This window comes from Nocardia sp. NPDC050712 (assembly GCF_040654295.1).
In the GTDB taxonomy this organism is placed as follows: domain Bacteria; phylum Actinomycetota; class Actinomycetes; order Mycobacteriales; family Mycobacteriaceae; genus Nocardia.
Genome location: NZ_JBFAHT010000001.1, coordinates 1088263 through 1115250, shown reverse-complemented (window position 1 = coordinate 1115250; position 26988 = coordinate 1088263). Strand labels below are relative to the sequence as shown.

Annotated in this window: 21 protein-coding genes and 3 pseudogenes; 7 read left to right on the top strand and 17 right to left on the bottom strand. The window is 65.9% G+C overall.

Annotated features, from left to right (window positions below; translation table 11 throughout):
- Positions 1–44 precede the first annotated feature (44 nt).
- A pseudogene (locus AB0H76_RS05370) lies at positions 45–1072 on the top strand (IS3 family transposase); the annotation flags it as partial.
- Positions 1073–1209: 137 nt separating this feature from the next.
- On the opposite strand, the gene AB0H76_RS05365 reads toward AB0H76_RS05370, so the two are convergent.
- The 4 genes and pseudogenes from AB0H76_RS05365 to AB0H76_RS05350 form a co-directional block, all read right to left on the bottom strand.
- Positions 1210–3705, bottom strand: coding sequence for an RNaseH domain-containing protein (locus tag AB0H76_RS05365; protein WP_357317686.1), 2496 nt, complete (start codon positions 3703–3705; stop codon positions 1210–1212).
- Positions 3692–6934, bottom strand: coding sequence for a hypothetical protein (locus AB0H76_RS05360; protein WP_357317683.1), 3243 nt, complete (start codon positions 6932–6934; stop codon positions 3692–3694). The genes AB0H76_RS05365 and AB0H76_RS05360 overlap by 14 nt, the downstream gene beginning before the upstream one ends.
- Complete coding sequence (locus AB0H76_RS05355; protein ID WP_357317681.1) at positions 6931–8049, bottom strand: hypothetical protein; 1119 nt, start codon at positions 8047–8049, stop codon at positions 6931–6933. Before AB0H76_RS05355 ends, AB0H76_RS05360 begins: the two co-directional genes overlap by 4 nt.
- Before the next feature lie 274 nt (positions 8050–8323).
- Positions 8324–8652, bottom strand: a pseudogene (locus AB0H76_RS05350) (23S rRNA (adenine(2503)-C(2))-methyltransferase RlmN); the annotation flags it as partial.
- Between the two features lie 401 nt (positions 8653–9053).
- Here AB0H76_RS05350 and AB0H76_RS05345 point away from each other — a divergent pair.
- Positions 9054–9980, top strand: a complete 927-nt coding sequence (locus AB0H76_RS05345; protein ID WP_357317678.1) for a hypothetical protein — start codon at positions 9054–9056, stop codon at positions 9978–9980.
- Positions 9981–10244: 264 nt separating this feature from the next.
- Here AB0H76_RS05345 and rlmN read toward each other — a convergent pair whose 3' ends face one another.
- From rlmN to AB0H76_RS05310, 7 genes are read right to left on the bottom strand one after another with little or no spacing between them, the layout of a single operon-like run.
- Positions 10245–11357 carry a 23S rRNA (adenine(2503)-C(2))-methyltransferase RlmN gene (gene rlmN / locus AB0H76_RS05340; RefSeq protein WP_357317676.1) on the bottom strand — a complete coding sequence of 371 codons (1113 nt, stop codon included), beginning with the start codon at positions 11355–11357 and terminating at the stop codon, positions 10245–10247.
- Between the two features lie 49 nt (positions 11358–11406).
- A complete protein-coding gene (locus AB0H76_RS05335) occupies positions 11407–12540 on the bottom strand; it encodes an NAD(P)/FAD-dependent oxidoreductase (RefSeq protein ID WP_357317674.1) in 1134 nt (377 codons plus the stop codon).
- Between the two features lie 44 nt (positions 12541–12584).
- The gene (locus tag AB0H76_RS05330) at positions 12585–13763 is read right to left on the bottom strand and encodes a TetR/AcrR family transcriptional regulator (RefSeq protein WP_357317671.1); all 1179 of its coding nucleotides are present in this window, start codon (positions 13761–13763) and stop codon (positions 12585–12587) included.
- 36 nt (positions 13764–13799) lie between these two features.
- Positions 13800–14630 (bottom strand): SDR family oxidoreductase, encoded by an 831-nt coding sequence (locus tag AB0H76_RS05325; RefSeq protein ID WP_357317669.1) that lies wholly within the window; start codon positions 14628–14630, stop codon positions 13800–13802.
- A 24-nt stretch (positions 14631–14654) separates the two neighbouring features.
- Positions 14655–15068, bottom strand: a complete 414-nt coding sequence (locus AB0H76_RS05320) for a MaoC/PaaZ C-terminal domain-containing protein (RefSeq protein WP_357317667.1) — start codon at positions 15066–15068, stop codon at positions 14655–14657.
- Complete coding sequence (locus AB0H76_RS05315) at positions 15065–15523, bottom strand: MaoC family dehydratase N-terminal domain-containing protein (RefSeq protein WP_357317664.1); 459 nt, start codon at positions 15521–15523, stop codon at positions 15065–15067. The genes AB0H76_RS05320 and AB0H76_RS05315 overlap by 4 nt, the downstream gene beginning before the upstream one ends.
- 2 nt (positions 15524–15525) lie before the next feature.
- Positions 15526–16713, bottom strand: a complete 1188-nt coding sequence (locus AB0H76_RS05310) for a lipid-transfer protein (protein ID WP_357317662.1) — start codon at positions 16711–16713, stop codon at positions 15526–15528.
- A gap of 153 nt (positions 16714–16866) precedes the next feature.
- Here AB0H76_RS05310 and AB0H76_RS05305 point away from each other — a divergent pair, with 153 nt between their 5' ends.
- On the top strand, positions 16867–18411 hold the full coding sequence (locus AB0H76_RS05305) for a long-chain fatty acid--CoA ligase (RefSeq protein ID WP_357317659.1): 1545 nt from the start codon (positions 16867–16869) through the stop codon (positions 18409–18411).
- A 61-nt stretch (positions 18412–18472) separates the two neighbouring features.
- Positions 18473–18910 carry a lipopolysaccharide assembly protein LapA domain-containing protein gene (locus tag AB0H76_RS05300; protein WP_357317657.1) on the top strand — a complete coding sequence of 146 codons (438 nt, stop codon included), beginning with the start codon at positions 18473–18475 and terminating at the stop codon, positions 18908–18910.
- On the opposite strand, the gene AB0H76_RS05295 is transcribed toward AB0H76_RS05300, so the two are convergent.
- From AB0H76_RS05295 to rpsB, 5 genes are all read right to left on the bottom strand, one after another.
- Complete coding sequence (locus tag AB0H76_RS05295) at positions 18907–19803, bottom strand: phosphatidate cytidylyltransferase (protein ID WP_357317654.1); 897 nt, start codon at positions 19801–19803, stop codon at positions 18907–18909. The genes AB0H76_RS05300 and AB0H76_RS05295 overlap by 4 nt on opposite strands.
- A gap of 138 nt (positions 19804–19941) precedes the next feature.
- On the bottom strand, positions 19942–20499 hold the full coding sequence (gene frr / locus AB0H76_RS05290) for a ribosome recycling factor (RefSeq protein WP_357320413.1): 558 nt from the start codon (positions 20497–20499) through the stop codon (positions 19942–19944).
- Positions 20500–20567: 68 nt separating this feature from the next.
- Complete coding sequence (gene pyrH / locus AB0H76_RS05285) at positions 20568–21308, bottom strand: UMP kinase (protein WP_357317652.1); 741 nt, start codon at positions 21306–21308, stop codon at positions 20568–20570.
- Between the two features lie 186 nt (positions 21309–21494).
- The gene (tsf, locus tag AB0H76_RS05280) at positions 21495–22319 is read right to left on the bottom strand and encodes a translation elongation factor Ts (protein WP_357317649.1); all 825 of its coding nucleotides are present in this window, start codon (positions 22317–22319) and stop codon (positions 21495–21497) included.
- A 101-nt stretch (positions 22320–22420) separates the two neighbouring features.
- Positions 22421–23293, bottom strand: a complete 873-nt coding sequence (gene rpsB / locus AB0H76_RS05275; RefSeq protein ID WP_357317647.1) for a 30S ribosomal protein S2 — start codon at positions 23291–23293, stop codon at positions 22421–22423.
- A gap of 326 nt (positions 23294–23619) precedes the next feature.
- Here rpsB and AB0H76_RS05270 point away from each other — a divergent pair, with 326 nt between their 5' ends.
- The 3 genes and pseudogenes from AB0H76_RS05270 (at position 23620) to AB0H76_RS05260 (ending at position 26177) form a co-directional block, all read left to right on the top strand.
- The gene (locus AB0H76_RS05270; RefSeq protein ID WP_357317644.1) at positions 23620–24279 is read left to right on the top strand and encodes a hypothetical protein; all 660 of its coding nucleotides are present in this window, start codon (positions 23620–23622) and stop codon (positions 24277–24279) included.
- Between the two features lie 299 nt (positions 24280–24578).
- Positions 24579–25061 carry a M23 family metallopeptidase gene (locus AB0H76_RS05265; RefSeq protein WP_357320410.1) on the top strand — a complete coding sequence of 161 codons (483 nt, stop codon included), beginning with the start codon at positions 24579–24581 and terminating at the stop codon, positions 25059–25061.
- A 602-nt stretch (positions 25062–25663) separates the two neighbouring features.
- Positions 25664–26177 (top strand): annotated as a pseudogene (locus AB0H76_RS05260) (DUF1990 domain-containing protein).
- A gap of 47 nt (positions 26178–26224) precedes the next feature.
- Here AB0H76_RS05260 and AB0H76_RS05255 read toward each other — a convergent pair.
- The gene (locus AB0H76_RS05255) at positions 26225–26830 is read right to left on the bottom strand and encodes a sigma-70 family RNA polymerase sigma factor (RefSeq protein ID WP_357317642.1); all 606 of its coding nucleotides are present in this window, start codon (positions 26828–26830) and stop codon (positions 26225–26227) included.
- Between the last annotated feature and the right edge of the window lie 158 nt (positions 26831–26988).

Here is a 26988-nt window from a genome sequence, read left to right as displayed (position 1 = left end):
AGAGTCTTGTGCCCCCGCGTTGTGGGCGGGAAGGCTCGATCACGATGACGACCAAGAAGAGGCACACCCCCGAGCAGGTAGTGCGCAAGTTGACCGAGGCCGATCGGCTGCTGGGCGAGGGCAAGGACGTCGCCGAGGTGTGCCGCACCTTGCAGATCACCGAGGCCACCTACTACCGATGGCGAAACCAGTTCGGCGGCCTCAAGGCCGACGATGCCAAACGGTTGAAAGACCTCGAGCGCGAAAACTCGACTCTGAAACGGCTTTTAGCCGAGGCGGAGCTGGAGAAAGCCGCGTTGAAGGAGATCGCCAAGGGAAACTTCTGAGCCCGGAACGACGGCGAGCCGCGGTCGAGCACCTGATGCGAGTCCTGGACCTCAGCGAGCGGTTCGCCTGCCGGATCACCGGGCAATACCGAAGTACCCAACGCCGCGAACCGCCCGGGCAGACCCCGGCCGATCCCGACGCGGCGTTGCGAGCATGGCTGTGTGATTACGCCCGCGCGCATCCACGCTGGGGTTTCCGCCGCGCCTATCACGACGCCCGCGGCGAGGGCTGGACCACCAATCATAAGAAGATCCAACGGCTTTGGCACGACGAGGGACTTCGAGTGCCGCAGCGGCGACGACGGAAAAGAATGGGGACCTCCACGGCCACCGACGCGACCGCCAACGCACCGAATCGGGTCTGGGCGGTGGACTTTCAGTTCGACGCGACCCAGGACGGGCGCCCGGTCAAGATCGTGTCGATCGTCGACGAACACACCCGCGAATGCTTGGGCGGGCTGGTCGAGCGCTCGATCACTGCGGACCGGCTCATCGACGAGCTCGACCGCCTCGCCACCGGCCGCGTCTACCCGGCGGCGCTCCGCAGCGACAACGGACCCGAACTGGCCTGTGAGGCCATGCGGGACTGGGCCGGCGAACGCGTCGGGCTCGCGTTCATCCCACCCGGGCAGCCCTGGCGCAACGGCTACATCGAATCGTTCAACGGCCGCCTACGGGACGAATGCCTCAACCTCAACAGCTTCTGGTCACTGATCCAGGCCAGAGTCGTGATCACCGATTGGAAGGACGTCGAGGCAGCAGCAGGCCGACCGGAGGCTGCTGCGGGTAGCCATCACCCGCGCCCGCCACCTCGTTGTCTTCATCCGGCCGATCGGCTCAATACCCTTAACCCCAGGCACCCCTAGTAGTCGCTAACCACGAGTCAACTAACTCCGGGAGCTCCCTGCTCGTAGCGAGGGTGGTCTTCGTCAGCGCATTTCGCCAAGTGCAGGGGCGCTGGCAGCACCGTCCGGTCGTCCCAGCCGACCGTCTGCTGACAGAGGCGCGCGGTGAGGGCTGCGAGTTCGTCGGCACACCAGCCACCTGGTCGAGGAATCGAGATCTCGATGCCGGTGAGTGCGTGCCAATCGTCCGCCATCCACCGCTCGCGCTTTTCCGGCAGAGTCCATCGAGTGTGACTCGTCCCTGCGCGGCCCTGAGCACCGGATCGGTGAACCCTCGACGGTTGGGCAAGCATCCAGCTTTCGGTGTCTCCTTCTTGATGTCGATAGAGGAATGCGCCGGGCAGGTCTGGCTGGTGGGGATCAGAAACTCGAGGCGAGTGGTCCTGGTGACTGGGCCGGGACGTACGGTGTCCCGACGCGCAGCGAACAACCGCCAGGTCATCGTGTCGAATGGACGAGCCTGGAAGCGAGTGATCGCCGAATCTGGCGTTGGTCAACCCAACCCAGAGACTTTGCGCCCCTTCAGCATCCACGAAGACAGCTAGCGGCACGCGCTTCGGCAGCGAGCTCAGCGCTTGGTCGACGTGGTCGCGAACGAGGACGGATTTCGCTCCCGTCCGCCCGAACTTCTCGTACCCGATTTGGCCACGGTGATAGCGGGCGTTGGCCTCCCGATACGGCAGCCAGCCTTCGCTGTCGTCGTACATTTGGACGGACCAGCAATCGGCTGAGTCAGGCGTCGATTGGATCGCCACCATGCGGATCACCATCTGGCTGGTCGCCGAGCGGCCGACCTTACGTCTCGGGGTGTGTTGGCGGATATGGATACCGACCAAGGTGGCATCTCTGGTCAGCGACGATGTTCGCGCACCGACGGTGGCGACCGCCAGCCGGTTGTCGATCACCCCCGCCTGGCGAAGCAAGTCCCGCAGCCCCGCGACAGCCGGGTAGTCCACAACGGTTGAAACCGTACCGTCGGGCAGGCGACGCGGCGGAGCTGGCGGGTTGTTCGCGTCCAGGAATTGGGCGACGACACCGAGATTGGCGAGGCCGGATCGCAGGGGCGGCTTCGCGTCGTGAGTGATCTTCTCGTCCTTCCATCGAGTTTCGACCCATGCCACCACAGCTGCATCGGGTTCGGCATGGACGTGGGGGATCTCGTGAAGGTCACGCTCGTGGCTGCCGTGGGCGAGCAGGGATTCGTCACGGTGGAACACCGCCGACAGGCGGCTCGTAAACTCGACAGGCTCTCCGTCTTGGAAACCGACTAGGTCTGAAACATCCTTGGAGCTGTATTCAGCAAGGGTGTCCAACATTCGGTGCCTGGTTTGCCGGTCACCGTAGAGGCACAGAACACGGAGGCCTTTGATGCCGGAAGCGATTATCGCGGTGTCGATTTTGTCCGGAGGGACCGCTCCTTCGATCTGCTTGGGCACGCTGATCTTTGTTTTCTTATATACGAGATCTTGCAGACCCAGGCGATCCCGAACTTGACGATGTAGTTGGAATAGTGTCCTGGCACCGGGGCCTTTGCCGACCGGATGTTTCGAGGGCTTTCCGATGAGGCGCACCGACCCCGGCCCACCGCCGAAGGTGTCCGGCAGTGTGGGGAGCGGGTCGAGTTCGCAGCTGTTCACGATCTCGGCGACGAAGTCGCTGTATTCGGCGTTGGGTCTGCCACGATCTGGCCATGGGCCTCGCACGGGCAGACGCAGGATGGGCCGCATAGTGTCGCTGGGAGCAACCCAGGCGTTCTTGACGTCCCACCACGAATTCGGCATCCGGGCCACGTGACCGTCGAGCCGCAGGTATAGGCCCGCCGCTCCGGGAAGCGTCACGATGTGAGTGCTGATGTAGATGGTGGCGTGGTGTTGCCCATTGGACCAGGTCCGAGTGATCGGGTCGTCCCAGGCGATGAGGTTACCCGTGGTGTCCAAACGGAGCGAGATCGGCAAGTGGTCGTCAATGGTCAACGGTTCTGCCGCAATCGTGGCCGCCAGATTCCACTGCGCCATCTTGTACAGCCAGCCTGGAGCGCGGATGGTGCCCTCGACAACCTCAGCGTAATCAGCTACTGCACGGAGGGCCAGCTGAGAATCCACGAGATCTGTTGCAAGGTAATCGCTTTGGTCTCCAGTAAGGTGTAGATGCTCGAACGAGCGCACAGCGGTAGCGAGTAACCAGGGGTCGATCGGCGCTGTGGTGATCAACAGTGAGTCGGTGCCGGCTTCCTTCTGCTGCCCCGACAGTTCCCTGGCCGGAAACAACCCGACGGGCTGTCCCGTCACCGCGGTCAGGGCGGTAGCAAGGTTCGAATACCGGGGAGAGAATGGGCCTTTGCGACGAACCGCGGACACAAACCGCTCCCAGGCAACGCTGAAATCCGCTGTCATCGGATATAGCACCAGCGACCCAAGTACGGCTGGATCGATCCGGAAGTCGAGGGTGTGAAGCCCCGGTTCACTCTGATTCACTTGCGATCTCCCGCTGCTCGGCGAAATCGAGGATTTCGGTGAGGGTATCGCCGTAGAGTCGCTGCATAAGGTCGAAGTGACCCTCACGCTGCCATTCGGTGCGCAGCTTGGTAATCAGACGTGGCATGTCGGACTGGCCACGGGAGTCGATGAATGCGTAGTCGACGAGATGGATCTCGCCTGTGGTGCCGCCTCGACGTGCACGTCCTGCCAGCTGAATGAGTCCGTTGAGGTTCTCAGCGACGATGCCGAGCTTGATTTCGGTCGGCATGGTGCTGAAGTACGGCAGCGAGTTGAACATCTCATCGAAGCTCTGGCCAGCGACGCGCCGGACGATCTCCAGTACTCCGACCGGATCGGTGGTGGCGCGCACCGCCGCTGTGGCCCGGCTATGGACGTGCGCAAGGATTTGGGCCGGCTCATCGATAATCGGGACTGGGCGGACCACGAGCCACACCGAACCCAGCAGCGATCGACCTTCGGAATCAACAATGTTCAAGCCACGTTCGGCGCGGCCGAGCGGCGCGATCAGCACCGAGCCGTCAACCTTGGTGCCGAAGGATTCCAGCTGGTCAGCCGGGAGTGGCGTCCACCGACGGTTCGAACCTTCGTCGCCCGGACGGACGGCGGCGACAATCTTGTCTGCAGGAACACCTGCGTTGCTGATTCCGTCTGCGAGGTCGCGCACGCCTTCGTAGGAGGTCACTGCCAGTAGCAGTCGTTGGCGATGCAGGGCTTTCGGATCGGCAGCAAGGTCACGAAGTGCAGGGGCCAGCCGCTTCTTCCAGAGGATCTCACCAAGCCGCACCAGCACTTCACTACGGGCCTCCCCGTTCGTACCGGACACGCGCAGAAAGTCTTCGCCGTCGAAAACTGGTGACGACAGGATGCGGACACCACCGGAGTGGTCGTCGGACACCCACCACGTTGGTTTCGTGAAGACGTGATGGTGCGGCGCGCCCGGGAAGTAGGACGTCGCCGAAAGCCCGACTACCACTCTGGGTTTACCGAAATGTGCCAAGGCAGTCAGGTCACCGATCGACGTGACGTAATTGTGCGGGTCACCGCCGAATCCACTGACTCGAAGTGACGTCTCGTCCGGTCGGTCGGGATCGTATTTCTCGGTGAACGCGAACAACGACCGTCCCAACGGGCCATAGGGAGTCGCACGCCATTCCGCGTATGGTCCGAGGGCCTCGGCGACATCGCGGGCCGCCGTGATTCCCGACGCTTGAAGTTGCGGTGCTGCGTAGACGAACCGAAACAGCATCGAGCGCAACTGCTCCAAGTAAGCGCGCCGAACAAGCCTGTCGGTCACGACAGCACGCTCGTCGACTTCTTTCAGTTGACTATGCGGATCCGGGCAGTCCGCAAGCGTCTGGGCGATCGTGGCCCATGCTGGCTGAAACTCATCGTTTCCGGTTGTCAGGCTGGTCACTCGATGCAACGCTTCCCGGATCGGGAGCAGCCAGTCGGGTACCGTCGTCGGGTCGCCCTCACCCGGAAACAAGCCCTGCAACATCGCGTAGTGCGCCGGCAATGGCGCTACGCCCTCAGGAATGCCGAACAGCGTCGCGACCAACCGAGCGTCCCAACGGCGAGGCAGCAGCCACCGCCCGAACAACGGGTGGCCAGGATTCCGACCGCGCTGCGCTCGCCGGAACGCGCCTTCGGCGAGATGCCCGGTGTATGTCTCGGCGAGGAACCGTGCCTGAGCGGTAGCGGCGCGGACCTCGTGCTCCACCGAAGCATCTACACGTCCGGACGAGTCGGCTAGCTCATTATCGAGCCGCCGCAGCGGAGAAGGCCGGGCACCCGATCGACGGTCAGCCAAGACGAGGTCGCGCGCGCTGCGGCCGATCATTGCCGCCTGGAACGCGTCGATCTCGTCGATGAGGACGATGTGGCTGCGACGCAATAGAAGTTCCTCAACACGGAGGTTCTCATCGATGCGACCATCGATCTCGGTCGGCACTTGAACGACACCGACGTGCCAGTTGGGATGAGAGGTGACCACAACCGACGCGGTCAGCGCGGCCCGCACATTACGAAATTTGCCACAGGAACGCTTCCACGGACACACGGCACGGCTACCTCCGGCGCGGCCGTCCTCGCCCACCTTGCGGAGTCCATCACATGGTTCCTGGCCTGGCTGCCAGCTATCAACCGCGCTGTCCGTCAGCGCCGCTGACGGCATTGCGCAGCCGTAGGCCAGGTTCGTGAACGTCCATTCGCCCAACGGATCCGTGCCAGCATTTCGGGCGGTTTCCTCGGCGAGCTTCTGCGCCGACCGCGGTGACGTCAAGGCCACGACCGCGTTGTCGTGCCCGAGGGCACGGAGGCTTCGCTCAATGGAATACGCGGTCTTCGCGACAACGGCGTTGGTGGGCACCACGAGGCTGGCCACCATGTTGTTCTCGACACACCAGCAGGCGACGAGTTCGGCCACGACATTCTTCCCGACGCCGGTGGGTGCGTGCAGGATCTGAGTCGGACCAGCCCGAAGGGCCCAGCCGTCCTCGACTTCTTCACCTGGCTGGGTGCCGAGATGGTCGAAGATCCGGTTCACGGACTCAAGTCGATGGATCTGTCCGAACGCGGTGTCCAGCTGCACTGCGAGATCGCGCAGATCCGAGATCGGGATAGTGACCGAGGCTGCATCGGCGGCACCCCCAATGATGGTGGGTACCTCCCTCACCGCCTCCTTCTCGGTCAGCTCTAGGCGATACCGGACATCCACGGTCCGGCTTCCCCCGTCTCGCTGGCCGAGGTTCAACGGCGTGGCGAAGAGGCCGGACCGCGCGACCGCGCGGACAGCCCGTGGTCGAACTTCCCGTTCATGGAGCAGAAAGCCAAGGCACTCGTCGACGTACTCGAGTGGGGCACACCCCAGATCGACCAGCAGCTGGTCGTCCGCACCCATCCGGAAACCGGGGATCTGCCCGGGAATGAGCTCATTCACCAAGCGTGCGAAGACATTCCGGTTCGCCACTTCGACCTCCCGGAAGCGCAGGAGCCGCGCGATTCGCGACCGCTCAGCCTGCTCCAGCGAGTGCCAGCGTGACCACACCTCCACGTGCCCGCTGAGGAAGTAGAGAGCGTCATCGAGCCGCACGTAGGTCTTGCCGTCGTCAGTCCTCCGCGGAAAGTAGTGCGCGGCAAGGCCGAGCGCACCACCGACAACAAATGACAGGCCGCCGCTAACGGGTCCCTTGTTGACTGGAGTCATCGCTGCTGTCCTCCCTGGGCACGAACGTGCTTCACGAACTGGCTTGACGTCCAGATCTTCTTCTCCGCCAGTAGCTCCCGCAATACCGGCAGCTGGGCGGCACGGTAGTCGGGAACGACGACGTGGGCTGCGGTCGGCGGCTTCGCGGCGATCATGAAGGGGTCGACCTGGTCTTTGACGTCGACCTCCAACTTCCGGCCAGCAACTTGAACCAGCAAATCGATTGCGTCGAGACCCGCCCACATGCCGACCTGCACGTCCTCGATCTTCTGAAGGTCCCGTTCGAGTGCCAGTTCGGAGATGCCCGGTACCGTGATGTGGCGCCAGACAGACAGTTCCAGGCAAACGGATCCGTCTGTCGCGATGGCGTCGGGGCTGCGGTGTGATTCTGTGAGCGACGACAGGAGTGGCTGTCCCTCAGGACTCGTCGGGTCCGCGAGCCGGAACCGCGCATCGTGATGACGGAAGTCGCAGCTCACCATTGGGGGACGGACTCTCATCGGCCACCGACAGACTGGGCACGGCCACCAATATCCGGAGCCGCCGCCCGGCCAGACGCGCTCCGACCCGATCGGGTCGTACTTGGCGACGCTTCGAGCACCCGCCTTGTTCCTGAGTTCGATTAGCTTCCGGCCGTCGCCGGCGGGGTGCTCGATGAGGAACCGACGCGTTGCCTCGTAGGCGCGCTGGTCAGCGCTCGCGATGAGACCGCTGTAGACCGCCCTCTCGACTTGCTCTTGTTGCTGCCAAGTCCAACTCGGCAGCCAATCCTGTGATGGGTCGGCGCTATTCGGGAAGAGTCCCTCGGCGTACTCGCACGCGATGTCGACAGCGGCGTCACTGAGGCTGCCGTCTGCATCGAGCAGCACCACGTCGCTGACGGGACTACTCGGCCCCACAAGCGCCGAAAGCGGTTGGTACAGCTTCTCGATCAACATCGCCGGGGTGAACGACGTGTCCGCCGGACCGAACACCTTCATTACGACTCCCGTCATTCGAGAGACTTCTCGCCATGCCTCCGTACGATTCTCGCGCTGAGACCATGCCACTGCGGCGCGGAGGGCGGCAGAGGTAACCAGACGAACCGTCTGGTGATCAGACTGGAATTCGTGCATGCGCTGGACGATAGCGATACCCACTGACAGGTTCCCGTGATCCAGCAGTGCGCACCGCGCCCGCAGCACCTATTGCCAAGCGGGACACTCCGACCTCGGCCTTGCAGGCCGAGGTCGCCGAGCTGCACACCGGTGCTGCCGAGCACACCGGCTGGTCCTCGGCCGTCCAGCTCCTGCATCTCCGCGCACCACGCATCGCGTCACCTCTGCCGCGGTGTAACTACCTGGCCGAACATCACGACCAGTGTCCGGCGCTGAAATCCTCTGGAGCGCGCTATTGCTCCGCAGCGAGCTGGCCGCAAGCCGCAGCAACCTCCCGCCCGCGAGTATCCCGAACGGTGGATGGCACGCCTTGAGCCCGAAACCGCCGAACGAGCTCTTGTTCAACAGGTTTCGGACTGGCACCCCACTTGTTTCCAGGGGTCGGATTCAACGGAATCAAGTTTGCATGCGGGAGCCGAAGGCCTTGTGCAGCTTCTTACCGAGCATGTCCGCACGCCAGGGCTGATCGTTGACGTCGCGGATCAGGGCTTACTCGATGAAGACGCAGCGGCCGGACTTGTCGCTGTCGCAACGGGCAGCTTCGAGGACCTCGGCGATCTCCTCGAAGCCTGGTGCCTCGCAACAACGACCAGTACTGATTCGGCCGACCGCCACCGCACAACCGCGGCACGCGGTGACAGTCAGCCGGCACCGAAGATGACAAACCTCGGACACGACCGGCAGCCGATCCAACGAGTCTAGTTGCGGCTTACACACATTCATGGCCAGCCAATCGCCGCCGATGGTCTCCAGTTGCCCCGCGAGACTCCACATTCACACAGACGAATCCGCTGCGGCCAGTGCTCGAAGGCGCTAGTGTCAATGCCATCCCGCAACGGGACCGCCGGACGAACCGCGGTTTCCAGCAGGGTCCTAACAACAATTAAGCGCACTGAGGCATGCCGCCTCTACGCACTGGCATACCTCGGTGCAACCGTCCATACCTATAGGAAGACCTGACGATGAGCTATCACAATCCGTACAAACTTTTCTTGCCGCAACACACGCCAAGTAAGCATCGCGTCGTCGCGCTATACAGCTCCGACGGCTGGGACGAACTCAAGGCGATAGCCACATTCGACAACCGATGGGACGCAGTCCGGCTCGCCGACGCTTTGAATGAACTACTCGCCGGCACAGGCCTTGCCCCGGAATTCGTGATGGAAGCTGTGCACAGCGCTCCCGGACCGGTGCGTGCCGAAGTCGAGCGCATCGCCGAGAAGATTTCGTCCGACGTCGAATCCGACATGAACCTGTTCGGGAAGGTCCACAACAAATACCTCGACGCACTTTACAGACCGTCCATCTGCGGTGTAATGCGCTTCCCTGTCAGATCACCGATCTTCGATGACAGCGGAAGCGAAATCGACAGGGACACAGCCGCCGACCTGGACGAGGACGAGTACTATTTCGAAACCATCATCACGCCACGGACTGCGGAAGCGCTGCGCACGGCAGGAGTAGTAGCCGCTGATGAGATCAAACACCCTGATCTCAGCTACGGTCTACCGCCAGCACTCGAAGGGCAGAAGCCTGGGTTCTACAAAAAACTCGCGCAGTGTTTCGAAAACCTGGTCGACGACCTCAACCGGGGGGATGACCCCGAACCCCGAAGCATGGGTGAAGAGATCGCGTTGTGGTTAATGCTTGCGGATGCCGAAGAGTTCCCGGACTCGGACATGGAGCCAGCATCGATCCGGGACCTCCCCGAATCTGAGCACGATTATTCGTTCGATGAGCTGCGGGAAGCGCTCTATCAGGATCATGACTTTCGCGACCTCTTGCACACCGGTAAGAAGGTCATGGGCCTGAGTCTGGATGAAGTATTCAAGCCATTCAGGAACCCGCCGCCGCGGCAGCGTCGGCGGCCAACCGCAACTCGCAATTAGCAAGAGCTCTTGAGCCAATGACGCACCGGACCAGGGAATATCGGTAGTTGGGCCCTAACAACGCTCGTCCGTGCAGCTGCCGTTCAGTGGCGAGCTGGCCACAGCCAGCGGCGATTTCTTGGCCGAGGGTGCAGGGCACACGCCATGCGCCTCAACTCCCCCGGATACGTTGTCGCATTGACGAACGCCAGCGTCGAGCGTACACTGCCCCGGCCGTCCCGTCCTGCGGGTGAATGAACTTCCGGGCCCGCCCCGCACCGTGCGTTAGCTTTCCGCAGCGAGTTGACCGCAGGCGGCGGCGATCTCCTGACCGCGGGTGTCGCGGACGGTACAGGGCACGCCCTGTTCGTTGACACGGCGAACGAACTCGCGTTCGACCGGTTTAGGAGCGGCGTCCCATTTGCTGCCAGGAGTGGGGTTGAGCGGGATGACGTTGACATGCACGCGCGAACCCAGAGCCTTGTGGAGCTTCTTGCCGAGCATGTCCGCGCGCCAGGGCTGATCGTTGACATCGCGGATCAGCGCGTACTCGATCGACACCCGTCGACCCGACTTGTCGGCGTAATAACGCGCCGCGTCAAGAACTTCTGCGATCGGCCAGCGGTTGTTCACCGGCACCAACGTATCCCGCAACTCGTCGTCCGGAGTGTGGAGGGAGACAGCGAGCCTCACTGACATGTCCTCGTCGGCCAACTTACGGATCGCCGGAGCCAGACCGACCGTCGACACCGTCACAGCGCGCTGCGAGATACCGAAACCATCCGGCACCGGCGACGTGATCCGCCGAACGGCAGCAATAACCCGACGAAGGTTCGCAAGTGGCTCGCCCATGCCCATGAAGACGATGTTGGACAGGCGGCCCGGCCCACCGGCGACGTCACCGTCGCGCAGCGCGGCGGCGGCCGCGCGGACCTGGTCGACGATCTCGGCGGTGGACAGGTTGCGGGTCAGCCCGGCCTGGCCGGTCGCGCAGAACGGGCAGGCCATGCCGCAGCCCGCCTGGCTGGAGATGCACAGGGTGTTCCGGTCGGAGTAGCGCATGAGCACGCTCTCCAGCAGGGTGCCGTCGCCGGCCTTCCACAGTGTCTTGCGGGTTTCGCCGGCGTCGCAGGTGATGTGTCTCACCACGTTGAGTAGCGGCGGGAACAGCGCCGAGCCGATCTTTTCCCGCACGGGAGCGGGCAGATCGGTCATCTGTTCCGGGTCGGCCTGCAGCCGCCCGTAGTACTGCCGCGCGATCTGATCGGCCCGGAATTTGGGCAACCCCAGCTCTTCGACCGCCTTCTTCCGCCCGTCCGCGTCCAGATCGGCGAGGTGCGTGGGCGGCATGCCCCGGCGCGGAGCATCGAAAACAAGGGGTACGGGGACGGCGGTCATAGTGCCTCCAGTGTCCCATACCGAGATCTTGGCCCCGACCTGGGCGGAGTCAGCCGGACATGGCCTTGGCGATCCGCCGGGCGTCGAGCGCCAATTCCCGGAACATGCCGCTGATCGGATTGGTGAAACCGGTGAAGTACAGACCGGGGGCGTTGGGGTGCGTGTGGCCGCCGTGCACCATGGGCCGGCCCTGCTCATCGAGCAGGCCGAGGTGGCCGACCAGGTCGTGCAGGCCGTGCTCGAAGCCGGTGGCGGCCACCACGACGTCGGGCGCGACGGTGGCGGCATCGGCCAGCAGCACCTTGTCGGCGTCGAATCCGGTGACCGCGCCGACGATCTCGACCTTGCGAGCCTTGATCAGGTCGATCAGGCCGATGTCGATGATCGGCACCGCGCCGTCGGCCAGCAGGCGGGTGTAGACGTCGGCGGCCGGGCGGGGCAGGCCGAAGGCGCTGAGATTCGGGGTGGTGAGCCGGCTCGCGACCGCGATGAACCGGTCGACGAACGGGACCGGCAGTTTGCGCAGCAGGATGCCGACCGAGCTCTGGCCGATGCCGGGCACGACCTGGCGGCGGACGAAGGTCGGCACGGTACGCACCGCGAGCCACACCCGGGACGCACCGCCCTCGACCAAGTCGACCGCGATCTCGGCGCCGGTATTGCCGGTGCCGACAACCAGCACCGAACGCCCAGCGAACGGCGCGGCGTTGCGGTAAGCGGAGGAATGCACCAGTTCGCCGCGGAAGGTGTCGCGGCCCGGCCAGTCCGGGAGCAGCGGGGTGTGGTTGTAGCCGGTCGCCACGACGACGTTCCGGGCGGTGATATCGCCCTGCGGACTGCGGGCGACCCAGCGATCGTCGACGCGGTCGAGCCGATCGATGGTGACGCCGCAGCGCACTCGCAGTTCGTGGTGGGCGCTGTAGTCCTCCAGATAGCGGACCACGTCCGCGCGGGCGACCCAGTCACCGTAGGCGCGCGGGAATTTGTACCCGGGCAGGTGCGAGTGGTGGCGGATGGTGTGCAGATGCAGCCGCTCGTAATGACCGCGCCAGGCCGAGGCGACCGAATCCGCCTTGTCGACGAGGACGACCTCGCGCCCGGCCCGGGTGACACAGGCCGCGGCGGCGAGTCCGCCGGGACCGGCGCCGATGATCAGGACCGGGTCGTCGAACGTGCTTGCCATTCAGTGAAATTAACCCATTTCGGATGGCGCCGTGCGGGCATCGCTCAGATGCCGAGCACCTGCGCGCCGATCGCCGCGCACACCGCGTCGATCTCGGGCAGCGCGCGCAGATGCGCGGTCAACGCGGTGTCGTTGATCATCCCCTGCACGGCCTGCACGCGGATCCGCGCGGCCACCGGCTCCCACTCCGGGTGCACCTTGCCCAGCAGATGCACCCATTCCGCGATGTACGCGCGCTGCGCGGCCCGCGCGCGCACCTGGGCGGCCTCGGGCAGGTGCTGGGTCTCCGAGACCAGAGTCTGCATCAGATACGGATTCTCGAAGACGACGGCGACGTAGCTGTCCAGGATCCGGGCGAGCGCGTCACGCGGGTCGGCGGCGCGCGCCAAGGCCCGGTGCATATCCATGCGCAGCCATTCGTCGCCGCGGAAGATGGCCGCGGCGAGAATGTCGGCCTTGCCCGCGAAGTGGTTGTAGACGCTCGGCCCGGCGATGCCGACGCCCGCGCCGATGTCCTCCACGCTCACGCCGGTAAACCCCTGCTGGGCGAAGAGCTTGGTGGCCTCGATGAGAATCGCCTCGCGCCGCGAGCGGGCCGCCAGCGGCTCGTGCGCCGCGGGCGCACGCCGGGCCCCGAGTTCGGGCAGCGCGGTGGCGAGCACCCGCTCGACGAGTTCGGCCAGCAGGCCGGAGAATTCGGGTTCGGGCAGCGAAAGACTGTGGAACGAAACACTATTGGTGACCGACAGGGCCGACCAGGCCAGCACGTCGCACTGGGCCGCGGACAGCTCGGGTCGGGCCCGGCCGATGAACTCGCCCATCCGCCCGCCGATCCGGCGCGCCTGCGCGCGGAACGCCGCCCGCTCGTCGTCGACGAGGTGCCGCGATTCGCGCCGCCACAGCACCCCGACGCCCCGATGCGCCAGCACCGAGGTCGCCAGGGTCGAGGCGACCTCGGCCGGCTCCGGGTCGGAGGCCGCCAGCGCGTCGTCGATGGTTTGCAGCGCGCCGCTCACCACCGTCGCCAGCAGGCCTTGCTTACCCCGGAAATGCCGGTACAGCGCGGACGGGCCGATGGCCACGGCCTCGGCCACCTCCCCCATGCCGACGTTGGCATAGCCCTTGCGATAGAACAGCTCACTCGCCGCGGCGACGATCAGTTCCCGCCGGTTCGCCGGCCGCGTGCCACGGGCCGGACGGACCACGTCCGGCCCGTTCACCATTGCCTTACCTCCACGCGACAGACGCTACCGTCGCCCTCAGATGTTGAATCCTCCGCCGCACACCACGGTCTGGCCGGAGATGTAGTTCGACTCCTGGGTGCAGAACAGATACACCGCACCCGCCGCCTCGGCCGGCGTGCCACCGCGCCCGAGCGGGATCATCTGCTCCATCGCGGCCACCAACTGCGGGTTGACGCCGACCTTGATCTCTTTGCCCTGCACGTCGATGGTGCCGCCGCTGCCGGCGGGCGCCTCGGTGAGCCGGGTCTTGATCATGCCGAACGCGACCGCGTTCACCGTGACGTTGTAGCGGCCCCACTCCTTGGCCAGGGTCTTGGTCAGCCCGAGCAGACCGGCCTTGGCCGCGGAGTAATTCGCCTGCCCCGCATTGCCGCCCGTGCCGGCGATCGAGGAGATATTGACGACCTTGCGGCACGGCACGGGCTCACCCGCCTCCTTGGCGCGCTTCGCGGCCGCCGCGATCACCGGCTGCGCGGCCCGCAGGATCCGGAACGGCGCCTTGAGGTGCACGTCCAGGATGGCGTCCCACTGCTCGTCGCCCATCTTCTGGATCACCGAATCCCAGGTGTAGCCGGCGTTGTTGACGATGATGTCCAGACCGCCGAATCCCTCGACCGCGGTCTGCACGAAACGGTCGGCGAAATCCGCGTCGGTGACGCTGCCGATGCACGAGAGAGCTTGTCCCCCAGCACTTTCGATCGCGGTGACGGTCTCCTTCGCCGGTTCGGCGTCGAGGTCGTTGACCACCACCTTGGCGCCTTCGGCCGCCAGCTTCAGCGCGATCTCACGGCCGATGCCGCGGCCGGAGCCGGAGACCAGAGCGACCTTGCCATCCAGAGTTCCCATGTGTTCCAGATCCTTTCGGGTAATTCAGGGCAGTGCGACAACGGCGTCACCGGTCAGGGTGACGGTGCCGTCGGCGAGAGTGACCGACAGGTCGAGGGTGGCACGGCGTTCGCCGTCGACCTCGTCGATCGAGACGACCGTGCCGGTGGCGGTGGGTTCGCCGTGCACCGGGGTGATCGCGGCGAACCGCACACCGTAGGACCGGATGCGCTGCTGCGGCACCCATTCGGTGAGCAACCGGCCGAGGTAGGCCATCGACAGCATGCCGTGCGCGAACACGTCGTCGAGTCCGGCCGACTTGGCCACGTCGAGGTCGACGTGCATCGGGTTGTGGTCGCCGGAAGCGCCCGCGAAGAGCGCTAGCGTGGTCCGGGAGATCGGGCGAATCCGCAAGGGCGGCAACTCGGTACCGACGGCTACGGTCTCGATGGCGGTCATTTCCCGGCTCCTGGGTTGCGCACGACGATGATCGACTTCAGGTCCGCGACGGCCGAACCGTCGGCCCGGGTGACGGCGGTCTCCTTCACCAGGAACTCCAGCGCGCCGCCCTTCTTGCTGTAGACGTCGGTGATGCGCGGGGTCGCGGTGAGCACGTCACCGGCCACCGCGGGCGAGTGATAGGTGAAGGACTGCTCGCCGTGCAGGACGAAGCGCAGGTCGACGCCGGCCTGGGCGAGAAACGCGAAGGCGTCCGGCTTTTCGAGTTCGATCGCGAACAGGAAGGTCGGTGGCACCGGCAGGTCGGCGTAGCCCGCGGACTTCGCGGCGTCGAGATCGGTGTAGACCGGGTTCGTCTCCCCGATCGCCTTGGCGAAGAAGCGCAGGCGACCCGCCTCGACGGTCAGGGTGGTCGGCGGGAACTCGGTTCCGACGATCGCGGGATCGATGGCCATCCTCAGCTCACCTTCTCGTACAGGGTCACCACGGCCGCGCCGCCGAGCCCGATGTTGTGCTGCAGGGCGACCTTCGGCGCGCCCTCGACCTGCCGCGCCTCGGCCTGCCCGCGCAACTGCCACACCAGCTCGGCGCACTGCGCCAGCCCGGTCGCGCCCAGCGGATGCCCCTTGGACAGCAGGCCGCCGGACGGATTGGTGACCACGCGGCCGCCGTAGGTGTTGTCGCCGTCCTGGATGAACTTCTCCGCGGTGCCCTCCGGCGTGAGGCCGATCGCCTCATAGGTGAGCAGCTCGTTGGCGGTGAAGCAGTCGTGCAGCTCGACCACCGGGATATCGGTGGGCGCGACGCCCGAGGCCTCGTAGACCTGCTGCGCCGCAGCCTTGGACATGTCGTAACCGACGATCTTGGTCATGTCGGACTCGGTGAAGGTGGAGGGCAAGTCGGTGGTCATCGCCTGCGCCTTGATCACCACCGAGGCGTCGATGCCGTTGGCGCGCGCGAACTTCTCGCTCACCAGCACCGCCGCCGCCGCGCCACAGGTGGGCGGGCAGCACTGCAACCGGGTCAGCGGGCCATAGATGTGCGGCGAGGCGAGCACCTCTTCGACCGTCACCGGATCCTTGAACACCGCGTACGGATTGCCGGCGGCATGCCTGCGCGACTTCACCGAGATCTTGGCGAAGGTCTCCGGTGCGGTGCCGTACTTCTCGGCGTACTGGCGCCCGGCGCCGCCGAACATCTGGGCCGCGAACGGGGCTTCGGTGCGGTCCTGGATCTCGTCCATCACCGCGTTGAACCGGTCGAACGGTGTCGGCCGGTCGGTGTAGCCCATGGCCAGCGCGCCGCGCTGCATCTGCTCGAAGCCCACCGCCAGCGCGACATCCACCGTGCCCGAGGCCACCGCCTGCCGCGCCAGATACAGCGCCGAGGAGCCGGTCGAACAGTTGTTGTTGACGTTGATGACCGGGATGCCGGTCTGCCCGAGGCCGTAGATCACGGCCTGCCCGCAGGTCGAGTCGCCGTAGACGTAGCCGGCGTAGGCCTGCTGGATCTTCGAGTACTCGATTCCCGCGTCGGCCAGGGCCTTTCGCGCCGCCTCGGTGCCCATGACGTCATAGGTCTGCGTGCGGCTCGGGGTTGTGAACGGGATCATCCCGACACCGGCCACCACCACTCGATTACTCATAGCTTTCCTAACGATTGAGGCTACTGTCGATTCACTTAGTAGATCCGACCGAGCTCGTTTACGCAATACCCGCGCATAGCCAAACCAAGTTGGCATGATTGTGATCGGTGTTACGCTACGGGTGATTCACATCGCACGCTCGGAGGAAGAACGATGTACCTCACCCAAGGTCTGCACCGCGCCGTTCAGCAGGATCCCGACGGGATCATGACGATCTACGGCGACCGGACCCGAACCTTCGGCGAGGTCGCCGACCGCGTCGCCCGGCTGGCCGGCGCGCTGCGCGAACTCGGCGTCGGCGACGGCGACCGGGTGGCCATTCTGAGCCTGAACTCCGATCGCTACAGCGAATACCTGCTGGCCGTGCCGTGGGCGAACGCCGTGCTCAACCCGGTCAACATCCGGTGGAGCCCGGTCGAGATCACCTACAGCTTCGCCGACTCCGGCACCAACGTGCTGTTCGTCGACGACGCGTTCGCGGCGATGCTGCCCGCCATCCGGCAGGCCTACGACGGCCTGGCGGCGGTGATCCACTGCGGTGACGGGCCGACGCCCGAGGGCGCGCTCTCCTATGAGGACCTGATCGCGAACACCGAGCCGATCGCCGATGCGCGCCGCGGCGGAGACGAACTGGCCGGCGTCTTCTACACCGGCGGCACCACGGGATTTCCCAAGGGCGTGATGCTCAGCCACGACAACCTGTTCGCCTCCGCGCTCGGCTCGGTCGCGACCGGCTACCTGTTCGCGCCCGGCGGCCGGTATCTGCACGCGGCGCCGATGTTCCATCTGGCCGACCTCGCCGGGTGGGTGTCGGTGGTGTTCCTCGGCGGCACGCACGTCGTCATCCCGATGTTCGAGCCCCTGGCCACCATGCGGGCGATGGCCGCGCACGCGGTGACCGACGTCCTGCTCGTGCCGGTGATGTTGCAGATGCTGGTCGACCACCCCGAGATCGGCGACCATGATCTGTCCAGCGTCGCCCGCATCCTCTACGGCGCCTCGCCCGTCTCGCAGGCGGTACTGGACCGGGTGATGAAGGCCTTCCCCAACGCCGGCCTCACCCAGGCCTACGGCATGACCGAACTCTCACCCGTCGCCACCATCCTCGGGCCCGCCGACCACACCGGCGGCCAGATGCGCTCGGCCGGGCGTGCCGCGCCGCACTCCGACGTGCGCATCGCCGACCTCGACGACAACGAGGTCCCGCCCGGCACCGTCGGCGAGATCCAGGTGCGCGGCGATCACGTCATGCTCGGCTACTGGAACAAGCCCGAGGAAACCGCCGCCGCCCTGCGCAACGGATGGATGCACACCGGCGACGGTGGCTACATGAACGAGCAGGGCTACGTCTTCGTCGTCGACCGGCTCAAGGACATGATCGTCACCGGCGGCGAGAACGTCTACTCCACCGAGGTCGAGAACGCCGTCGCCGCCCACCCGAATGTCGCCGCCTGTGCCGTCATCGGCGTCCCCGACGCCGAATGGGGCGAACGCGTCCACGCCGTCATCGTCTGCGTCCCCGGCAGCACCGTCACCGCCGAGGAAATCCGCGAACACGCCAAAACCCGCATCGCCGGCTACAAGGCCCCGCGCACCATCGAACTCACCGACGCGCTGCCGATCTCCGGGGCAGGCAAGGTCCTCAAGCGCGAACTGCGCAGCAAGTACTGGGACGACAGCGGCCGTCAGGTGCACTGAAGGCACGGAATCGGACCCCGGCGCGGTGCGTAGAGCGGCTACTAGGGGGAATGCCCCGGGTATGTCGCTGAATCCCGAACACAAGCCCGAATCGCGGCGGCCGGAGGCCGAGCCGCAGCGCCTCGAACCGGAGCCGTACCAGCCGGGGCCCGAGCCGTATCACACGGAGACCGAGAAACGCGGACCGGATTTCGAGACGAAGCCGGTCGGGCCGGAGACCACTCCGCCACCGCCGCCGGCTCCCACCAAGACCAAACAGTCGCTCGGCACCCGCACCGGGTGGACCTGGGTGGGGCTGATCGTCTCGGCGTTCATCCTGATCGTGCTGCTCATCTTCATCCTGCAGAACCTGGGCAGCGTGACGGTGAGCCTGCTGTTCTGGGAGTTCAACCTGCCGGTCGGGATCGCCGTCCTGCTGTCCGCGATCGGCGGGGCGCTACTGATGGCCTCGGTCGGCGGGCTGCGCATCCTGCAACTCAGGCGCGTCGCCAAACACTAGATCAGGGTGCTCAGCACCAGCCAGGAGACGAAGGCCGACGGCAGCATGGAGTCGAGACGATCCATGATGCCGCCATGGCCGGGCAGCAATGTACCCATGTCTTTGATGCCCAGTTCGCGTTTGACCTGGGATTCGATCAGGTCACCGAGGGTAGCGACGACGACGAGGCCGACGCCGAGCACGATGCCGATCATCGAATTGGCCTGCAGCAGCAAGGTCACCGTGAGCAGACCGCCGATCACCGCGAAGACCAGCGACCCGCAGAAACCCTCCCAGGACTTCTTCGGGCTGATCGACGGAACCATCGGATGCCGGCCGAACAGCACGCCGGCGACGTAACCGCCGACGTCGGAGCAGACCACCAGGATCATGAAGGTCAGGACCCGCAGGTTGCCGTCCGGTTCGAGCAGCAGCAACGTCGCGAACGACGCCAGCAGCGGGATCCAGGCCAGGGTGAAGACGGTGATCGCGGTGTCGCGCAGGAAGTTTCGCGGCGCCTGTTGCAGGCCGTGATCGAAAAGCCGCCACACCATGCAGATCAGCGTCGTCGCGGCGAACGCACCCGCGACGCCGCTGGCCCCGAACGGCCAGCCCAGCCAGAAGACCGCCTGACCACCGACGATCAACGGGATGCGCGGCACCATGACGTCGGCCTCGCGCAGGCGCTTGGCGACCTCCCAGGTGGCGACGCCGACACCGGCGGCCGCCACGGCGATGAAAACCTTCGGCACGAACAGCAGGATCGCGATCAGCGAAAGACCTAAACCGAGCCCGACGGCCAGCGCGGCGGGCAGGTTGCGCCCCGCGCGCGACTTGGGCGCCACGACCGCCGCGGCGGCGGCAGGCGTGGTGAACCCACCACTGTGCAGGGCGTCGCCGGAATGCTCCGACATCGCTTCAGGTGTGCCGCTAGCCGGTCTCGGCTCGTCGGCCGCACCGGTCGCGGCGGCGTCTTCGGCCACGATTGTCCCGTCGCTCAACTCGTCTAGTTCCGTTCGTTCCCCCGCCAAAGAACCGCCGCCCGATGCCCCTCAGACCTCGAGCAGTTCGGATTCCTTGTGCTTGACCAATTCGTCGATCTGGCCGACGTATCGCGCGGTGGTCTTGTCGAGATCCTTCTCGGCGCGCCCCACCTCGTCCTCGCCTGCCTCGCCATCCTTCTGGATGCGACCCAGTTCTTCCATCGCCTTGCGGCGCACGTTGCGAATCGAGACCTTGGCGTCCTCACCCTTGCCCTTGGCCTGCTTCACCAGTTCACGGCGCCGCTCCTCGGTGAGCTGCGGGACCGAGATCCGGATGATGTCGCCGTTGTTGGTGGGATTCACGCCGAGATCGGAATTGCGGATCGCGGTTTCGATCTGCCCGAGCGTGGACTGCTCGTAAGGCTTGATCACCACCATCCGCGGCTCGGGCACGGTGATGCTGGAGACCTGGGTGATCGGGGTCGCCGAGCCGTAGTAGTCGATGACGATTCGGTTGAACATGCCGGGGTTGGCCCGGCCGGTCCGGATGCTCCCGAGATCGTCCTTCGCTACCGAGACGGCCTTCTCCATCTTCTCCTCGGCGTCGAAGAGCGCTTCTTCAATCACGACCATGTCCTTCCTTGACACCGACTCCACAGCGTCGTCATCGTCCTGACCCCTGGTCTGGGTGGTTCCTAAGCCTCGGGGTCGGTCCGAACCAATGTGCCGATTTTCTCACCGGCGACCGCGCGGGCAATATTGCCCTTCGTCAACAGATTGAACACCAACATGGGCATCTGGTTGTCCATACACAGGCTGAAAGCGGTGGCGTCGGCGACCTTCAGGCCCTGTTCGATCACTTCACGGTGGGTGATCTCGGTGAACATGGTGGCGTTCTCCACGACCCGCGGGTCCGCGTCGAACACGCCGTCCACGGCCTTGGCCATCAGCACCACCTCGGCGTCGATCTCGAGGGCGCGCTGGGCGGCGGTGGTGTCGGTGGAGAAGTAGGGCATGCCCATCCCCGCACCGAAGATGACCACGCGGCCCTTCTCCAGGTGCCGCTTGGCACGCAGCGGCAGGTACGGCTCGGCGACCTGGCCCATGGTGATGGCGGTCTGCACGCGGGTGTCGATGCCCTGCTTCTGTAGGAAGTCTTGCAGCGCAAGGGAGTTCATCACGGTGCCGAGCATGCCCATGTAATCCGAGCGGGCCCGGTCCATGCCGCGCTCCTCGAGCTCGGCGCCACGGAAGAAGTTCCCGCCCCCGATGACCACGGCGACCTGGATGCCGTCGGAGACCACCTCGGCGATCTGCTCGGCCACCGTCTGCACCACATCGGGGTCCAAGCCGACCTTGCCGCCGCCGAACATCTCGCCCCCCAATTTGAGAAGCACCCGGCGATATCCTGGGCGGTCGGTCCCCGGGTCCGTCATCGGTGCTCGTCTCCTTCGGCAATTGATCATCAACATGGCGCGCGAGTGCGCATCACAAAGCGCTCTCATCCTGCCCTATCCGGAATGCGCCACGGCACAAGCCCCCGCGCAAGGCGCGTCAGGCCGGACAGAAAAAGACCCCTCACACATTGAATCACAATGTGTGAGGGGTCTTTTCAGTGGCTATCAGGCCTGGCCGACCTCGAAGCGGGCGAAACGGGTCAAAGTGACGCCGGCTTCCTCCAGCTGCTTCTTGACGGTCTTCTTGGAGTCGGTGACCGAAGCCTGCTCCAGCAGCACGACGTCCTTGTAGAAGCCGTTGACGCGGCCTTCGACGATCTTCGGGAGAGCGGCCTCGGGCTTGCCCTCTTCCTTGGCCGTGGCCTCGGCGATCTCGCGCTCCTTGGCGACGAGGTCGGCGGGCACGTCCTCCCGGGTCAGGTACTTGGCCTTGAGGGCCGCGACCTGCATACCGGCGGCGCGAGCGGCGGCCTCGGCGGCCTCGCCCTCACCCTTGTACTCGACCAGCACGCCGACGGCGGGCGGCAGGTCGGTGGCGCGCTTGTGCAGGTAGACGGCGACGGGGCCGTCGAAGGACACGACGCGACGCAGCTCGAGCTTCTCACCGATGCGGGCGGCGAGCTCCTGCACGGCCTGGTCGGCGGTCTTGCCACCCAGGTCGACAGCCTTGAGCGCGTCCAGATCGGCCGGGCGGGCCTTGGCGGCCGCGGCCACGATGCTGTTCGCCAGCTCCTGGAACTCCGCGTTCTTGGCGACGAAGTCGGTCTCGGAGTTGATCTCGATCAGGACGCCGTCCTGCGCGGTGACCAGGCCCTCGGCGGTGGAGCGCTCGGCGCGCTTGCCGACATCCTTGGCACCCTTGATACGCAGGAACTCGACGGCCTTGTCGAAGTCGCCGCCGTTCTCCTCGAGCGCCTTCTTGCAGTCCATCATTCCGGAGCCGGTCAGGTCCCGGAGCCGCTTCACATCGGCAGCGGTGTAGTTCGCCATCTCGGGCGAGCCTCCTTCAGGAGAAAAGTTTTGGATACTGGGCAGCGGTGATCACGCTGACACGTCAACATGATCACCGCTGAAACAGAGCGTTAAGAGACTCAGGCCTCGGCCGGGGTCTCCACCGGGGCCTCAGCAGCGGCCTCGGCAACCGGCGCCTCGGCAGCGGCCTCGGCGGCCGGGGCCTCCGCGGCGGCGGGGGCGGCCTGCGACAGCAGCTCCTGCTCCCACTCGGCGAGGGGCTCGCCCGCGCCGGCTTCCGGCTTGTCGTCGCTCGAGGAAGCGCCCGCACGGGCCTGCACGCCCTCGGCCACCGCGGAGGCGACGACCTTGGTCAGCAGGGCGGCGGAACGGATCGCGTCGTCGTTACCCGGGATCGGGTAATCGACCAGGTCGGGGTCGCAGTTGGTATCCAGGATCGCGATGACCGGGATGTTCAGCTTGCGCGCCTCGCCGACGGCGATGTGCTCCTTGTTGGTGTCGACGACCCAGATGGCCGAAGGCACCTTGGCCATGTCGCGGATACCACCGAGGGTGCGCTCCAGCTTGTTCATCTCACGCGTGAGCATGAGGATTTCCTTCTTGGTGCGACCCTCGAAGCCACCGGTCTGCTCCATGGCCTCGAGCTCCTTGAGGCGCTGCAGGCGCTTGTGCACGGTGGAGAAGTTGGTGAGCATGCCACCCAGCCAGCGCTGGTTGACATACGGCATACCGACCCGAGTGGCCTCGGCCGCGATCGACTCCTGGGCCTGCTTCTTGGTACCGACGAAGAGGACGGTGCCACCGTGGGCGACAGTCTCCTTGACGAACTCGTAGGCCTTGTCGATGTAGGTCAGCGTCTGCTGCAGGTCGATGATGTAGATGCCATTGCGGTCGGTGAAGATGAACCGCTTCATCTTCGGGTTCCACCGACGAGTCTGGTGCCCGAAGTGCGCGCCGCTGTCCAGCAGCTGCTTCATAGTTACGACAGCCATTGCTCTCGTATCTCTCTTTCGTTGTGGTTGACGCCGCGAATCGGTGATTCGCAGCCCTGGCGCCTCCGAACCGTCGGACCCGGACCTGTGCAGGCTCGGGACCAGCCGACGATTCACTGTTTCAAGCACGGATGGCGCGCGAAGTCGGTCGATGCCAGGCACAGACCGCTCGATCAGTCTACGGCGTGGGTGCCCCACCCTCTAAATCGCCCCGATCCCGGACCTCTGACCAGGAGAAATGCGAGATCTCCACAGTGCGGGAAGTTGTCCACACTCGCCGAAGGCGGGGTTACGGCACGCCGCGCAGCCGGACGAATCTCGACGTCATGAACCGTACTTCGATCACCACGACCCTGCTCGTCCCCCTCGCCTTCGCGGCGGCCGTGATCACCGCCCAGCCCGCCCGGGCCGAGGCGGGCGGGCAGTGCACCGGCTCGGTGTGCAGCGCACCCCGCCGGATCGATCAGGCGTTGCCCGCCGATTCACTCGGCCCGCTGCTTGCCCAGTTGGCCCCACTCACGACGGAGCTGGTGCCGCACATCGCTGCCGCCCTCGGTGTTCCCGCGAACGAGGTGCAGCGCCTGATCGCGGAGTTCGGTCCACCGCTCGCACAACTGGTGCCGCTGACGGCGGAATTGGTTCCACGCGTCGCCGCCGCGCTCGGCCGATCCACCGCCGAACTGCACCGCTTGATCACCCAGTTCGGCCCTCCCCTGACCCAACTGACCGCCGAGCTGGTGAACGGCCTGCTCACCCAACCCCCACACCCCGCGCCCGACAACCCGAACACGGATCCCCGGCCCGCCGAGACGACCACACCCAAGCCCAAGCCGAAGCCGAAGAAGCAGCCGTCTACCCCGCTCGTCCTGAAGCTGGTCGGCCCGAATTCGAACGCCGACCAGCCGGAGGCCCTGTGCGCGAACCCCGACACCTGCCCGCCGGGCGAAGTCACCGTCCTCCTCACCCTGGCGTGGGGCCCGAACTGAGCCACCTGAACCAGTCGGCACTGATCACCTCGATGGAGCAGCCGGCGGGGACCGCTCCATCGAGGCGGTTCCGCCGATCCGCGCTTCCCGGCAAGCACCGTGCCGACTGCCGCGGTCGGGCACCTCGGCACCCTGCGTTGGTGGCGAGCGCGCCGACCGGGGCAGCCCCGAACAAGAACACGGCACGGGCCAATCCTTCGAGCCGATCCGCCCCTTGTGGGCTCGGAGATAGGTGGTGCTCCGACTGGCGACGTGGGCGGTTCGCACTGGCCGCGAGCCTGGTGGCGGCCCTCGCGGTCATGTCGGGGCCGTCGGCCGGGGCCGTTCCAGCTGCGGAGTTCGGGTGGCCGTTGCGGCCGCGTCCGGTTATCGAGCGCCGCTTCGACAAACCGGCGCAGGACTGGTTGCCCGGGCATCGAGGGGTGGATTTGGCGGGGGCTCCGGGGCAGGAGGTGCTGGCGGCTGGGGATGGGGTGGTCGTGTTCGCGGGGGAAGTGGCGGGGAAACCGGTGGTGTCGATCGAGCATTCCGGTGGGTTGCGCACAACCTATGAGCCGGTGGAGGCGAAGGTAGCGATGGGCCGACGAGTTGGGCGAGGCACAGTGATCGGAGCTCTGCAGGCTGGACACGAGGGATGCGCGGCCGCCGCGTGCCTGCACTGGGGTGCGCGGCGGGAGGGCGGTTCACGAACCAAACGGGAGTACGTGGATCCGCTCGGGCTGCTTCGCCTTTCACCGATACGGTTGAAACCGGTGCTGCCCGAATCCAGCGCGGCGAGATAGCGCACCCTGTTACGGGACATCACTCCACTCGGCCACGGCGACAAGCCGAAGTCAGCGGGATTGCGTGAGTCTAGTTGGCTTACTTCATCTTTCACTGCACGGACTAGGTCGACATCGCCATAGTCCGGTGGCATGTGACGAATCCGCAGCTACCTTGCTGCGAGCTGCGCGCCCCATTGCACTAGGCCGAGATAATTGACCACGGCTCGCTGCCATGCGGAATTCGCCTCGGGTCAGAACGAAGCGAGACGGCCCGCGAAGGTTTGCCACAAGGTGCAGGCCGGCACGAGTCGCTACCTCGAAACCATCGAGTTCCGCGGTAGCCGACATTGGGACACAGGGCTGCGGGGGCCGCGACCAGACTTGTGAGCTCGCGCCGCGAGTCACTGGCGTCGGTTCGGGACCCATACAGCGCCCTGACCGTAGCTGGCTCTCGAGATCGAGCGGGAGCGAACAGGCCCAGATGGGATGGCACGCACAGGACTGCGAGTCGGGTGAGGCATCGTCTGCAGACGGTGCTCTGCGCCGCGGTGATTAGTGACGATGATCTAGATCTGGGGTTGGGGCTTTGCTCGGTGTGGGTGGGGGGTGATGATCGGGGCATGAGTGGTGCTGGCGATCCGCCGTTTACGTATAGCGAAATCGGGGCGACGCGGGGGGGTGATGCCGGAGGGGTATCACCAGTTTCGGTTGCGGCGGCGGATCGGGCGGGGGCGGGAGTTGTTCGAGCGGGCCGGGGGCGAGATTCTGGCTTATCGGATGCAGAAGGGCACCGGCATCTTCCGGGGGGCCAGTACGCCGGCGGCGGAGGCGGGTACGGCGATAACGGTGCGGTTGGGGGTGGGGCCGATGGGGATCGTCGCGCCCTGCCGGGTGGTGTACGTGCTGGACGAACCGGAGCGGCGGGGGTTCGCGTACGGGACGTTGCCCGGGCATCCGGAGTCCGGGGAGGAGCTGTTCGCGGTGGAGTACGACCCCACCGACGACAGCGTGTACGGGATGGTGGTCGCGTTCTCGCGGCCGGGCACCTGGTACACCCGGCTCGGCGGGCCGGCGGTGCGCGTGGTGCAGCGACTGGTGGCCGGTCTGTACATCCGGACGCTGCCGACCGCCTAGGAGCTCGCACACCCGCTGTGGCAGCGGACGGGAACGGATGTGCGAGCTCAGGCGGCGCTCGCGAGCGCCGATTCGAGTTGGGCCAGGCCGGCCCGGATACGAGATTTGACGGTGGCCAGGCCGATGCCGAGTTCGGCAGCGACCTGGGGGTAGCTGAGCCCGTGGTAGTAGGCCAGGACTACCGATTCGCGCTGGAGCGGAGTGAGGGCGACGAGGCCGCGGCGCACGCTGCGATATTCGTGGCGGCGCAGCACCTCCTCGGAGACGAGGTCGATCGGCGGGCCGTAATCGCCTACAGCCCAAGCCTGCTCGTGCGCGAGGGCCGCGCGCTCGTGGCGGACCCGGTCGACCGCCTTGCGATGCGCCAGGGTCCACAACCAGGTCGTCGCGGAACCTCGGCGCTCGTCATAGCTGGCCGCGCTGCGCCAGACCTGCAGATAGACCTCGTGACAGGTCTCCTCCGCGTAGCCGGGGTCGCGCACGATGGTCAAGACCCGGTGGAAGACGAGGTTGCGGGTGCGGTCGTAGAGCTGTGCGTAGGCGTCGCGGTCGCCGGCGCCGGTGCGGCGCATCAGCTGAGCGAGGGTGTCGGCTTCGGCGCGCGGGAGGGAACAGCGCCGATAGCGGCGGGCGGCGGAGACGTGCGAGACCATGAAGCCCCCATGGCTGCGAGAACGGTGTGGGTACCGACCATCGGGGGGCAAGGATGCTCACGTCGGCGCTCGGATTCCGGTCCGGGGGCAGGGGTTTCGAAATCCGCCATTCGCCAGATTACCGACCGGCGCACGGCCGTGCGTGTGCATTTGCACGA

Bases quoted from the DNA above. Each gene is read 5' to 3' on its own strand.
- AB0H76_RS05360 (WP_357317683.1), bottom strand. From the start codon at position 6,934: ATGACTCCAGTCAACAAGGGACCCGTTAGCGGCGGCCTGTCATTTGTT.
- AB0H76_RS05355 (WP_357317681.1), bottom strand. From the start codon at position 8,049: ATGCACGAATTCCAGTCTGATCACCAGACGGTTCGTCTGGTTACCTCT.
- AB0H76_RS05345 (WP_357317678.1), top strand. From the start codon at position 9,054: ATGAGCTATCACAATCCGTACAAACTTTTCTTGCCGCAACACACGCCA.
- rlmN (WP_357317676.1), bottom strand. From the start codon at position 11,357: ATGACCGCCGTCCCCGTACCCCTTGTTTTCGATGCTCCGCGCCGGGGC.
- AB0H76_RS05335 (WP_357317674.1), bottom strand. From the start codon at position 12,540: ATGGCAAGCACGTTCGACGACCCGGTCCTGATCATCGGCGCCGGTCCC.
- AB0H76_RS05330 (WP_357317671.1), bottom strand. From the start codon at position 13,763: ATGGTGAACGGGCCGGACGTGGTCCGTCCGGCCCGTGGCACGCGGCCG.
- AB0H76_RS05325 (WP_357317669.1), bottom strand. From the start codon at position 14,630: ATGGGAACTCTGGATGGCAAGGTCGCTCTGGTCTCCGGCTCCGGCCGC.
- AB0H76_RS05320 (WP_357317667.1), bottom strand. From the start codon at position 15,068: ATGACCGCCATCGAGACCGTAGCCGTCGGTACCGAGTTGCCGCCCTTG.
- AB0H76_RS05315 (WP_357317664.1), bottom strand. From the start codon at position 15,523: ATGGCCATCGATCCCGCGATCGTCGGAACCGAGTTCCCGCCGACCACC.
- AB0H76_RS05310 (WP_357317662.1), bottom strand. From the start codon at position 16,713: ATGAGTAATCGAGTGGTGGTGGCCGGTGTCGGGATGATCCCGTTCACA.
- AB0H76_RS05305 (WP_357317659.1), top strand. From the start codon at position 16,867: ATGTACCTCACCCAAGGTCTGCACCGCGCCGTTCAGCAGGATCCCGAC.
- AB0H76_RS05300 (WP_357317657.1), top strand. From the start codon at position 18,473: ATGTCGCTGAATCCCGAACACAAGCCCGAATCGCGGCGGCCGGAGGCC.
- AB0H76_RS05295 (WP_357317654.1), bottom strand. From the start codon at position 19,803: ATGTCGGAGCATTCCGGCGACGCCCTGCACAGTGGTGGGTTCACCACG.
- pyrH (WP_357317652.1), bottom strand. From the start codon at position 21,308: ATGACGGACCCGGGGACCGACCGCCCAGGATATCGCCGGGTGCTTCTC.
- tsf (WP_357317649.1), bottom strand. From the start codon at position 22,319: ATGGCGAACTACACCGCTGCCGATGTGAAGCGGCTCCGGGACCTGACC.
- rpsB (WP_357317647.1), bottom strand. From the start codon at position 23,293: ATGGCTGTCGTAACTATGAAGCAGCTGCTGGACAGCGGCGCGCACTTC.
- AB0H76_RS05270 (WP_357317644.1), top strand. From the start codon at position 23,620: ATGAACCGTACTTCGATCACCACGACCCTGCTCGTCCCCCTCGCCTTC.
- AB0H76_RS05265 (WP_357320410.1), top strand. From the start codon at position 24,579: ATGTCGGGGCCGTCGGCCGGGGCCGTTCCAGCTGCGGAGTTCGGGTGG.
- AB0H76_RS05255 (WP_357317642.1), bottom strand. From the start codon at position 26,830: ATGGTCTCGCACGTCTCCGCCGCCCGCCGCTATCGGCGCTGTTCCCTC.